The sequence below is a fragment of the Rhodobaculum claviforme genome (assembly GCF_016653255.1).
Taxonomy (GTDB): Bacteria; Pseudomonadota; Alphaproteobacteria; order Rhodobacterales; family Rhodobacteraceae; genus Rhodobaculum; species Rhodobaculum claviforme.
On record NZ_NHSD01000251.1, the window covers coordinates 1 to 10,343 of the forward strand.

8 protein-coding genes are annotated in these 10,343 nt (G+C 70.2%); all 8 read right to left on the reverse strand.

The genetic code is table 11. The features are described 5' to 3' along the window. Positions 1–36: 36 nt before the first annotated feature. The 8 genes from CCR87_RS09205 to CCR87_RS09240 all read right to left on the reverse strand — a co-directional run bounded on the left by CCR87_RS09205 (position 37) and on the right by CCR87_RS09240 (position 10,096). Positions 37–897: a hypothetical protein gene (locus CCR87_RS09205; RefSeq protein ID WP_201157232.1), complete on the reverse strand. Its 861-nt coding sequence runs from the start codon at positions 895–897 to the stop codon at positions 37–39. A 109-nt stretch (positions 898–1,006) separates the two neighbouring features. After that, positions 1,007–2,467, reverse strand: a complete 1,461-nt coding sequence (locus CCR87_RS09210) for a metal-dependent hydrolase family protein (protein WP_201157233.1) — start codon at positions 2,465–2,467, stop codon at positions 1,007–1,009. A gap of 880 nt (positions 2,468–3,347) precedes the next feature. Next, the gene (locus CCR87_RS09215; RefSeq protein WP_201157234.1) at positions 3,348–4,190 is read right to left on the reverse strand and encodes a phospholipase D-like domain-containing protein; all 843 of its coding nucleotides are present in this window, start codon (positions 4,188–4,190) and stop codon (positions 3,348–3,350) included. Positions 4,191–4,558: 368 nt separating this feature from the next. Beyond that, positions 4,559–5,020, reverse strand: a complete 462-nt coding sequence (locus CCR87_RS09220) for a RipA family octameric membrane protein (protein ID WP_201157235.1) — start codon at positions 5,018–5,020, stop codon at positions 4,559–4,561. A gap of 10 nt (positions 5,021–5,030) precedes the next feature. Further along, complete coding sequence (locus CCR87_RS09225) at positions 5,031–8,831, reverse strand: WD40 domain-containing protein (RefSeq protein WP_201157236.1); 3,801 nt, start codon at positions 8,829–8,831, stop codon at positions 5,031–5,033. A gap of 94 nt (positions 8,832–8,925) precedes the next feature. Then, positions 8,926–9,240 (reverse strand): type II toxin-antitoxin system RelE/ParE family toxin, encoded by a 315-nt coding sequence (locus CCR87_RS09230; RefSeq protein WP_338048903.1) that lies wholly within the window; start codon positions 9,238–9,240, stop codon positions 8,926–8,928. After that, complete coding sequence (locus CCR87_RS09235; protein ID WP_201157237.1) at positions 9,230–9,472, reverse strand: type II toxin-antitoxin system ParD family antitoxin; 243 nt, start codon at positions 9,470–9,472, stop codon at positions 9,230–9,232. The genes CCR87_RS09230 and CCR87_RS09235 overlap by 11 nt, the downstream gene beginning before the upstream one ends. 84 nt (positions 9,473–9,556) lie before the next feature. After that, positions 9,557–10,096 (reverse strand): recombinase family protein, encoded by a 540-nt coding sequence (locus tag CCR87_RS09240; protein WP_201157238.1) that lies wholly within the window; start codon positions 10,094–10,096, stop codon positions 9,557–9,559. Positions 10,097–10,343 lie beyond the last annotated feature (247 nt).

The following is a 10,343-nucleotide window of genomic DNA, read 5'->3' on the forward strand; positions in this document are numbered from 1 at the left end:
TGCGGGCGGGACCCGCACCGGCAGGGGGGGCGGGCCTCAGAACTGCCAGGTGGCGCCCAGGATCGGACCGCCCATGCGCAGGTCGAAGCGGCTGCCGCCCCGGCGATAGTCCACCTCCAGGTGGCGGTACCCGGCCGAGACGGTGATCCCCGAATCCGTGCGGTGGTTCACCGTGCCCAGCACCTGCGTGGCCCTGTGCGATCCCGCCCCGAAGCCGCCCACATCGACATGCACCAGGGCCGACCACTGCGGGGCGATCCGCAGGTTCACCCGCGCCGCCACCAGCGGGTCGACAAAGCTGTGCGTGCTCGCGGCCGCCCCGAGCGCCGAGGACACCGCGCCGCGCACCCGCCACAGCCGCGCCCCGGCCAGCAGATCCACCGTCGTCCCGGGGCCCTCGATCGCCCGCCAGCCGCCCGCCAGCGTTGCGGACGTCTGGCGCAACCGCGCCCGCGCCGGCAGCCCGGCCGGGGGCACCGGCAGCACGCCCGCGCGCGACGAGGACGACCAGCTCAGATCGCCCAGCAGCACCAGCCGGTCGCGCCGCGCCAGCCCCGAGACGAACAGCGCCCCGTCCAGGTCGCGCAGCAGGTCCGTAAAGGAGGTGTCGATCCGCACCCCCCGGTCCGTCCCGGCCGGGCGGATGCTGCCGCCCAGCCCGGTGGCCCAGACATAGGGCGTGATCTGCCCGCGCCATTTGCCCCCACCGGGACCTGTGGCGATGCCCGTGGCGGACGGGGCGGGTGTGGGCGGGTCGATGCCTTGCGCCGTGGCCGGGCCTGCCAGCCCCGCTGCCAGCCCCGCCGCCATGCACAGCCCAGTCATGCACAGCCCCACCCGGCACAGCCCCGCCATCCAGGCCAGCCACCCCCGGCCGGAGATCCTTCGTGCCGTCATTGCCCTGTCCCCGAATTCCGTTGTTTCCGCACGCCCAGACCCCTCAGGCCCAGATCCCTCAGGCCAGCCCCCGCAGGCCGCAACGCCCCGGACACTGGCCCCGCATCGGTCACAGGGCGTCCTTGTGGATGCGCCCGCCCTTCATGATCAGCCGCAACCGCCCCTCGGGATCGTCGAGCCAGTCGAGGCCCGCCTCGGGGTCGGCGTCCACCACCAGCAGATCCGCCAGCGCGCCTTCGGCGATCACCCCCAGCCGGCCGTCATAGGGCGCGCGCGGCCCCGACATCGCCAGCAATTCGCCCGCGGCGCCGGTGGCGGTGCGCAGCGCCTCCAGCGGCGACATGAAGCGGGCGAACTTCGCCAGCTGGCGGCCCTGGCTGGCGGCGCCGTCGGGGTTGAACAGGATGTCGGTGCCGAACGCCAGCGGCACGCCGTGGGTCCGTGCGAGGTCAAAGGCGCGCACCGTGCCCTCGGCCACCTCCAGCTGCTTGGCGCGCTGCGCGGGGTCGGAATAGGGGTTGGCGTCCTCGTCGGCCAGGAACGGCTGGATCGACCACCACACGCCTTCGCCGGCCATGATCCGCACGGTCTCGTCGTCGGCCAGCTGGCCATGTTCGATCGAGCGGACCCCCGCGGCCACGGCGCGCCGGATCCCGCCGGGGGTATAGACATGGGCGCACACATAGGTGCCCCAGTCCGAGGCCGCCTGGACGGCGGCGCGCATCTCGGCCTCGGTGAACTGGATCGCGTCGAGGGGGTCGTACAGCGAGGCCACGCCGCCCCCGGCCATGATCTTGATCTGGCTTGCCCCCTTCATCAGCTGCTCACGCGTGGCGCGCAGCACCATGTCGGCGCCATCGGCGATCTGGGCCACGCCCTGGCGCTCGATGTGGGTGGGCGGCGTGTCGGGAAAGCGGGGCAGATCCGAGCGCAGCCGGAAATCCCCGTGCCCCGAGGTCTGCGAGATCATCGCACCCGAGGGAAAGATCCGCGGCCCCGCCACCGCGCCCCGGTCCACCGCCAGCTTCAGCCCGAACGCAGGGCCACCCACGTCGCGCACGGTGGTGAAGCCGCGCATCAATGTGGCGCCGGCCTCGCGCCCGGCCATCAGGTGCAGGAACCCCACGTCCTGCGTCAGCGCCACGACCTGGCTGACGCCCACCAGCGTGCTGTGCCAGTGCGCGTCGATCAGCCCGGGGATCACCACGCGCCCGCCGCAATCGATGCGCTCGGCGTCCTCGGGGCCCTGGCCGCGTGCGGGCAGGGCGGTGATGCGGTCCCCCTCGATCAGGATGTCGCGGCCCTCCTGCATGATCGTTTCCCGACCGTCGAAGAAGCGCAGGTTGCTCAGCAGCAGCGGCCGCCCCGGCGTCTGCGCCCGCGCCATCCGGGGCGCGAGGCCGAAGCCCGCGAACATCCCCACGACCGCGCCCGCCCCGCCCAGGAACTCGCGCCGCCGCAGATCGGCGTCGATCCGGGCATAGGCCCGCAGCGTATGGGGGGCGCCGCAATGGCACGGATCGATACCGGCCAGCCGTGCGGCCTCGGTGTCCCAGCATGCAACGCACATGGCTTGTCTCCCCGGGGTTCCGGTGCGGCGGTGCCGCAGCCCTGGTGATGGTTCCTGCGCCCCGGACCGGCGAGGCGGGGCGGGACGCCATGACTGAATGGCCGATGGCCCTTGCAAAAGCCAAGGAATTTCTGTCGGGGCCGCGCCGCCCTGGTGTGCCGTCTGCGGGGGGCGGCCGGTGGTCCCGGTGCGCCGGACGGGGTCGCGCGTCACGACACCCGCCGCCGCGGCCCATGCCGCGCCCCATGCCTTGGCCCATGTCCCTGGCTCATGTCCTGGCCCATGTGGCGCGGCCCGCTTGAGCCCGCTCATCCATCCGGGCCATCCATCCGGCCCGCATGCCCGGGCCGCATATCCCGACGGGCGGACGCTGGATGCTCCGCCGCTTCGTTCTGGATGATCCCGCAGCGGCGGGGCGTCCGCCCGGGCCGTGTGGATCCCGTGCGACAACGGGGTGGTGCCTGTGCCAGGGGTGCGGCGGGAGGGGGGCGTGGGGTTTGCGGTGCCCGTGCGGCGCTGGTGTGCCGTCCCGGCCTGATGTCCGATAAGTCAACATTACCGGACATGGAACAGGGCGGCAAGGCGCGGCGGTTGGGGTAGTTAAGACGGACCAGAAGCGCCGCCATGAGATGGGCTCGAAGATGGGGCCCGCCTGACTGTCCCCGTCCTGGCGTCCGATCCCGGGACCGATTTCCTGCCCGACCCGCCGCCGGGGTAGGGGACAGGGCAGGGGCGCAAGCCGCTGGAGGATGTGGTCTCGGGCGGGCGGGGCCTGACCTCTGCCGGACCCCGCCCTGGCCGAGATGGATCAGTCGCGGGGATATGCCTCTCGTACCGCGCGCCAGAACGCGTACATGCGCTCGACGTGATCGGCGAAACGCTAGGGTTGGGCATGCTGGCGATCCCGCAGCGCCCCGAACTCCTTACGGTTGATCACATCCAGAACCACATGGCGGAGCCTGTCGTCCAGCTGGAACGGAGCCGGCGGCGGGGGTGCATCCGTCCGCTGGTAGTAGACCATGGGGTATTCCGCGTCGTGTCCGGGGTCTTCATGGCGGGCGTTCAGGAAGATGAGTTCCGGGGCCGGTTGCCTCACCGCGCGGGTACCGTCGAGGCACACATCGAGCATCCAGACACCCATCACGTCGGTGTCGTTCGGCGCCAGGAGCGTGCCGAGCGGAACGTCGTTGCGGTGGGCAACGTTCGCAACGCCCGGCGGGGTGTAGGGCTCAGGCTGCCCGCTGTACCAGCCGACATACACCAACCCATCGCGCTCCGGATCGTAGTCGAGAAAGCGCCGCGCGGGGGTTTCGTCGTGCTCCCCTGTATCTCCAGTGCGGCTGCGCAGCCTCCAGCTTTTCCAGGCCCGATCCATCGCATCCGCGTCAACCGCAGCCGCGCGGGTCCAGAGATTTTCAAACCACGTCGCTGCCGCTTCCCAGGCCGGGCTATGGGCGGTGCTGAAAGTGCCCGCTTCGGTCAACCCGGCCGCATCGGCGTTCAGGCCGATTCCGTTGGCCGAGGCGTTGGCCGAGCCCATCACGAGGCCCGCGTCCGAGAGATACACTTTGGCGTGCATGTTCGAGCAGTGTCGCAGCCCGTCGCGGCGGGGAGCGCCCAGCGTGATGAGGGCCTCGGGGTTTGTTCCGCCCATGCCGATATCGCAGATGATGCGCAGATCATCGCGCGTGGCAGCGCCGGGCCCGAACAGTTCCGCTGGCACGCCCTGACCCCAGAAGGCGACCGCGAGGCGGGCGTTGGGCCCTTGGGCGATATGGCGGATGCGGTCGCTCAGTGCGCCGCCGGTAAGAAATTCGGTTATCTGTCGCTTTCCTGATCAAACGTCAAAACCGGACACGTCCGGGTGCCGGGGTCGGTCCTCCGCAGTCTTCAGGCCGCAAGGGCCAGAAGGCGGTGTTGCGCAAGGTTGGCCTCAGTCTGCTCCGTCGCCACAGGACGGACAAGCTTCCACAGCATCCTGCGCGTACCTCCGTCGAGGTCCTGAAGGCCCGCGCCGCCCTCACACGCGGCGCCGGGCCATCGCATGGCATGGAGTCTTGAAGGACTGATGCCATGGGGACGGAGGCGGCACTACCCGCCCCATAGTTCGATGATGAGGCGCACTCCCAGCAAGCCAGCGTAGAGGGCGGCGAAGAGCAGGGGGATGGCGGTTTCGGCCCAGCCAAGGGGGCGGCGGCCGGCGGCGCGGTAGATCTCCTGCTCGCGTCGGAAGAGGGGGTAGGGGAGATGCGCTTCCAGCTCGTGCAGCACGGTGAACTTGGCGGCGTTGAGCTTGCGGTAGGACGCCAGCAGGGCCGCCCAGGCGAGGCAGAGCAGGATCCCGACGGCGGGGACGGCGAGGAACCACAGCCAGCGGTCGGCGGGTGGGACGGGCGCGCGGTCGCCGCCAAGATAGCCATAGAGGCCGATCACTGCGGCATTGACACTCAGCATCCAGGTGTTGGCGGCGGCGCGGCGATCGCTCACCCGCTCGGCGGTGGCGAGGTAGAGCCGGTAGAGCTCCAGCCGCTGCTGTGGGTCGTCGTCGGACATGGGCCCTCCGTCATTCCGGCCAGTTCAGATCGAAGATGCCGACCCGCCCGAGGGCATCCCCGACGGCCAAACTGCGGTCCATCACCGTCAACGTCCTGACGGTGGCATCGAGGTTGATGATGGTGTCCAGACAGAAGTCCTGGCCATCCCATATCCGCAGCGTCCGATCGTCCGACCCGGTCACGATATGGCTGCCATCGGGGGAGAAGGCGACGGCCTGCACCCAGCCCTCATGCCCGCGCAGTGCGGCGACCGCGGCGCCGGTTTCGGCGTCCCAGACCCGTGCGGTGCAGTCGTGGGAAGCCGTCGCGATGCGTGCGCCGTCGGGGGAGAAGGCGACGGCCTGAACCCAGTCCCGGTGCCCGCGCAGTACAGCGATCACGGCGCCGGTCTCGGTGTCCCAGACCCGCGCGGTTTCGTCGTTTGAGGCCGTTGCGATACGGGTGCCGTCGGGGGAGAAGGTGACTGCCTCCACCCAGTCCTCATGCTCGCTTAGACAGGCGGTTTCCGCGCCGGTCTTGGCGTCCCAGATCCTTGCCGTACAGTCGCCGGATCCTGTCGCAATGCGGGCGCCGTCGGGGGAGAAGATGATGGCTGACACTGGGTCCTCGTGTCCGCACAGCTCGACGACCCGGGTGCCAGTTTCGGCGTCCCAAACCTGATCGGTACCCATGTTGGCGGCCGTAGCGATGCGGGTTCCGTCAGCCGAGAAGGCGACGGCATTCACCCAGCCTTCATGCACGCATAGCTTGGCGATCCGGACGCCGGTTTCTGAGTGCCAGACCCGCACGGTGTCGTCGTCGAAAACCGTTGCGATGCGGGTACTGTCGGGGGAGAAGGCGATGGCCCGCACGGCCTTCTCATGTCCGCGAAATCGGTCGATCTCAGCCCCGCCGGTAGCGTTCCAGAGCCGCGCGGTGCCATCCAAGGACCCCGTTGCGATATAGGTATTGTCGGGGGAGATGGCGACGGCTGCGACCCAGCTCTCATGCCCGCATAGTCGTGCGACTTCGGCACCGGTCTCGGCGTTCCAGATCCGTGCAGTGCGGTCGTGGGAGGCCGTTGCGACGCGGGCGCCGAAGGAGGAAAAGGCAATGCTCACGACCTCGCGCTGATGCCCGCTTAGTTCGGCGATAACGGCGCCAGTCTCGGCGTTCCAAACCCGCGCGGTACCGTCGCGGGAGGCAGTTGCGATGTGGGCGCCGTCGGGGGAGAAGGCGATGGCTTGCACCCAGCCTTTGTGCCCGCGCAGACAGGCAGTCTCGGAGCCAGTGTGGGTATCCCAGACCCTTGCGGTACCGTCGTCGGATGCCGTTGCGATCCCGGAGCCGTCTGGGGAGAAGGCAATGGCCCTCACCCCGTCCTCATGCCCGCGCAGCGTTGCGATTTCTGCGCCAGTCCCGGCGTCCCAGACCCGCGCGGTGTGGTCGTCGGAGGTCGTTGCGATGCGGGAGCCGTCGGGGGAGAAGGCGATGGCCCGCACCCAGCCCTCATGCCCGCGCAGTCGGGCGACTTCGGCGCCGGTCTCGGCGTCCCAGACCCGCGCTGTGCGGTCGTGGGAGGCCGTTGCGATGCGGGCGCCGTCGGGGGAGAAGGCGACGGCCTGCACCCTGCTCTCATGCCCGCGCAGCGTTGCGATTTCTGCGCCAGTCTCGGCATCCCAGATCCGCGCAGTTTGGTCGTCCGACCCGGTCACGAAACCGGCGCCGTCTGGGGAGAAGGCGATGGCCCGCACCGAGCCCTCATGCCCGCGCAGTGCGGCGATCTCGGCGCCGGTCTCGGCGTCCCAGACCCGCGCTGTGCGGTCGCGGGAGGCCGTTGCGATGCGGGCGCCGTCGGGGGAGAAGGCCACGGCCAGCACCCAGCCCTCATGTCCTATAAGACGCAGGCGTTCGGCGCCTGGGGGGGTCAGGAAGGCGCGTTTCGGCGTGGCGGGGTGGCGGGAGCTGCGGGAGGCTTCGGCCAGCAGGGCGGGGATGCGGCCCACGGCCAGGTCGAGGAGGCGGCCGGCGAGTTGGAGGGGGAGTTGGTCGGGGTGCTCCTGCAGGGTGGGGACCGAGAGGGCGAGGGCGCGGGCGACGAGGCGGGCGTCCTCGGCGGTGGGTTCGGGGCGGCCGGCCTCGGCCAGCGAGGTGGCGCCGAGGGCGGCGAGGCGGCCGGCGATCCAGCCGGGATCCAGGAGCAGCGCGTCGGCGTCCTCCGCCCGGCCGGCGGCGCGCAGATGGGCGGGGGCGTGGCGCCAGCTGTAGCTGTCCTCGACCGGGGCGGCGGACCATGCGCCACCCGCGCGCGCCAGCAGCGCCTCGGCCATGGCGGCGTGCGCGGCCTGCGTTTCGGCTGCCCCCAGGCGGTCGCCCAGCAGCCATTTCATGTTGTCGTGCAGCCGCACGGTCTGTCGCCCAAGGTCGAGCCGCTGCAGCAGCGACAGATCCGCGAGGCGGTCGAGCAGGTCCTCGCCCTCGATGTCGTCCAGTCCTCCGGTCTGCGCCCAGAGGGCGGCGGTGATGGCGATGGGGGTGTCGGTGTCCTCTGGCAGGATCGCGAGTTCGGTGAAGCGGGCGCGCTCGGCGTCGGTGAGGTCCTCGAGGCTCGCGTCGACGCACAGGCCGATGGCGCGGTTGCGCGCGTCCGCGTCCCGCGGGTCGAAGGCGGTGAGGCCGCGACGGTCGAGCCGCCGCGTGAAATCCTCCAGCGCGGTATCGAGGTCGCGGCCGGCGGCGATGCGGCTGCGCAGCCAGCCGTTGGCGATGTCGATCATCTGCGCCCAGCCCTCCAGCCGCTGGGTCAGCGCGCGGAGTTGCCCAAGGGCCGCGGGGGAGGGGGCGGGGAGCTGCCAGCACAAGAGGGCCTGCGCTTCGGTAGGCGTCAGCTCGTCCACGTCGATGCGAGTGGCCGCGCCCAGCACGCGGGGGCTGCGGGTGGTGATGAGGCGCACGCAGTTGGGGCCGCCGCGCAGGAAGGGTTGCAGCTGGCTCTCACGCCAGACGTCGTCGAGGACCAGCAGGAGGCGGGCCTTGTCCAGGCGATGGGCGAGCTGCTCGGCGGCCACATTCACGTCGGTGAAGCCGGGACGCTGGCCGCCCGGGTCGAGTGTCTCGATCAGGTCGGAGACGAGGCCCAGGACGTCGGTGCGGTCCTTGCCGATCTCCACCCGCAGGACGCCGTCGGAGAATTCGAAGCGGATGTCCTCGTCGCGGCAGAGCGCGTTGGCGAGGGTGGTCTTGCCATAGCCGCCCGCGCCGATCAGGGCGGTGGAGAGGCCGACGACACCCCCGTCGGCCTGCAGGATACCCTGTTTCAGCCGATCGTAGGGGCCGGGACGGGGCACGAAGCTGTCGGGCAGATGGCCGGTATGGTAGGGGACCCGGCGCGCCTCGCCGGGGCCGCGCAGGACCGCGATCAGCTTGGCCCAGCGTTCGGGCTCGTCGGGATCGTAGATATCCGCGCGGCGGATCCAGGGGGGGAGGTCGGAGCGGGCAAGGTTGGGGTCGGCCAGCACCGGGCTGACCTTGCAGCCCGCAGCGCGGGCGTGGGTCCACTCCGCCTTGACCCAGTCGGAGCGCAGCGCGCGGGGGGTGAGGATCAGGACCAGATGCTCGGCGTTCTCAATGGCGCTGAGCACCTGGGGCAGGATGTCTTCGCCGCCCTCGACGTCGCGCAAATCACGCCAGGATGTGAGGTCCGCCTCCGCCAGCCGGGCCTCGAACCCTTCGACGAAGCCCCGCCCATCGCCCCGGGCATAGGAGATGAACAGCCGCGGCGGCGAAAACCCGGCCCCCTTGGCCCTGTTGGCAGTCATGGTTGGCGACAAGGAAACCTCTAAATCGGGCTGTGGGCGCCGTGGCAGTCTGCAGCCCTGCGCGTTGCCATGTCCATGGCCACAGCCGCCCGAGCAGTCCCGGCGTTCACTCCAGCGCCTCCAGGAGCTTCGGCCAGTCCTGCCGCCCGCCCACGACGCGCAGGATTTCCAGATGAGGAGCCGCGATGCGGTAGATCACGAGGTGAGGCCCGGTGGGGTGGATGCGCACAGGCGGGGTGAACTCGGTCCTCTCGCGGGCGATGCCGGGCATGGAGCGCAGGAGATCGAACACGGCCACCAGCCCATCGATGTAACGGTCGGCCTGCTCCGGTGACCACTCGCCCGCACCATACTGCCAGATGTCTTCGAGGTCGGCCTCGGCTCGGGGCGTGAGGCGGATCCCGGCCAGATCATCCGTCACGGTCGCCGCGCATCCGGGCCTTCAGGGCGGCCGGGTCGAAGGGACGAGCCGCGCCGCTCTCGATGCCTTCGGTGATGGCCGCCTGGATCTGCGCCACCGCCCGGCTCCGCTCCTGATCGCGGCGGATCAGATGGCGGACATAGTCGCTGGTGTTGCTGAAGCTGCCGTCACGGGTGCGCTCCTCGATCCAGGCTTTCATCGGCTCTGGGATAGAGACGTTCATCGTGGCCATGGGGCTCTCCATCGGTCGCGGGGGGCTGATGATGACAAAGCTTGCCATATTCTGTCCAGTCCCGTGTCGCGCAAACCTGGCATCCTACACACGATAGATCGTCGCCCGGCTCACCTTGAACATGCGCGCCAGCTCCGTGGCGGACCGGTTTTCCTCCTCCCGCATGCGTCGGATCTGCTCCTGTGCCTCGGCCGAGAGCGCCCGCGGTCGGCCACCGACCCGGCCGCGGCGACGGGCGGCCTCGAGGCCTTCCTTGGTGCGCTCGACGATGCGCTCCCGCTCGAACTCGGCTATGGAGCCAAAGACATGGAAGATCAGCCGACCAGCCGGCGTCGTCGTGTCGATGTCCTCGGCGAGGGACCGGAAGCCGGCACCGCGCTGACGGATGGTCGCGACGATGTCGATGAGGTCGCGCAGGGATCTGGCCAAGCGGTCATACTTCGTGACAACCAGGACATCGCCGTCGCGCAGCTGATCAAGGAGGCGCTCCAGTTCTGGGCGCTGGCGCGACTTCCCGGTGCGCTTCTCCTCGAAGATGCGCTCCGCCCCGGCCGCGCGCAGGGCATCGATCTGGCCATCGAGACTCTGGTCGCTGGTGGAGACGCGGGCGTAGCCGAGGATCATGACGCAACTGTAGCAAAACCCGTCTCAGAACAATAGCGGTTTCGTACAGGGGTTATGCGACTGCTTCAACTCATACAAACCACGGCAGCTGGTGCTCGGACACACCATGCCTCGAAAACCACCGTTTCCGGCCACCTGTGGCCCCTGGGCTATTGCCCTGCCCAGAAGATCGCTCTGCGAGAGCTACCGTTCGAGCGCTGCATTAGCCCTGCACGAACGCCTCCGATCGGCCCGCCGTGGCGTCCAG

What these genes read in the sequence shown, in the direction of transcription:
- CCR87_RS09205 (WP_201157232.1), bottom strand. Translation starts at nt 897, where the DNA reads ATGACGGCACGAAGGATCTCCGGCCGGGGGTGGCTGGCCTGGATGGCG.
- CCR87_RS09210 (WP_201157233.1), bottom strand. Translation starts at nt 2,467, where the DNA reads ATGTGCGTTGCATGCTGGGACACCGAGGCCGCACGGCTGGCCGGTATC.
- CCR87_RS09220 (WP_201157235.1), bottom strand. Translation starts at nt 5,020, where the DNA reads ATGTCCGACGACGACCCACAGCAGCGGCTGGAGCTCTACCGGCTCTAC.
- CCR87_RS09235 (WP_201157237.1), bottom strand. Translation starts at nt 9,472, where the DNA reads ATGGCCACGATGAACGTCTCTATCCCAGAGCCGATGAAAGCCTGGATC.
- CCR87_RS09240 (WP_201157238.1), bottom strand. Translation starts at nt 10,096, where the DNA reads ATGATCCTCGGCTACGCCCGCGTCTCCACCAGCGACCAGAGTCTCGAT.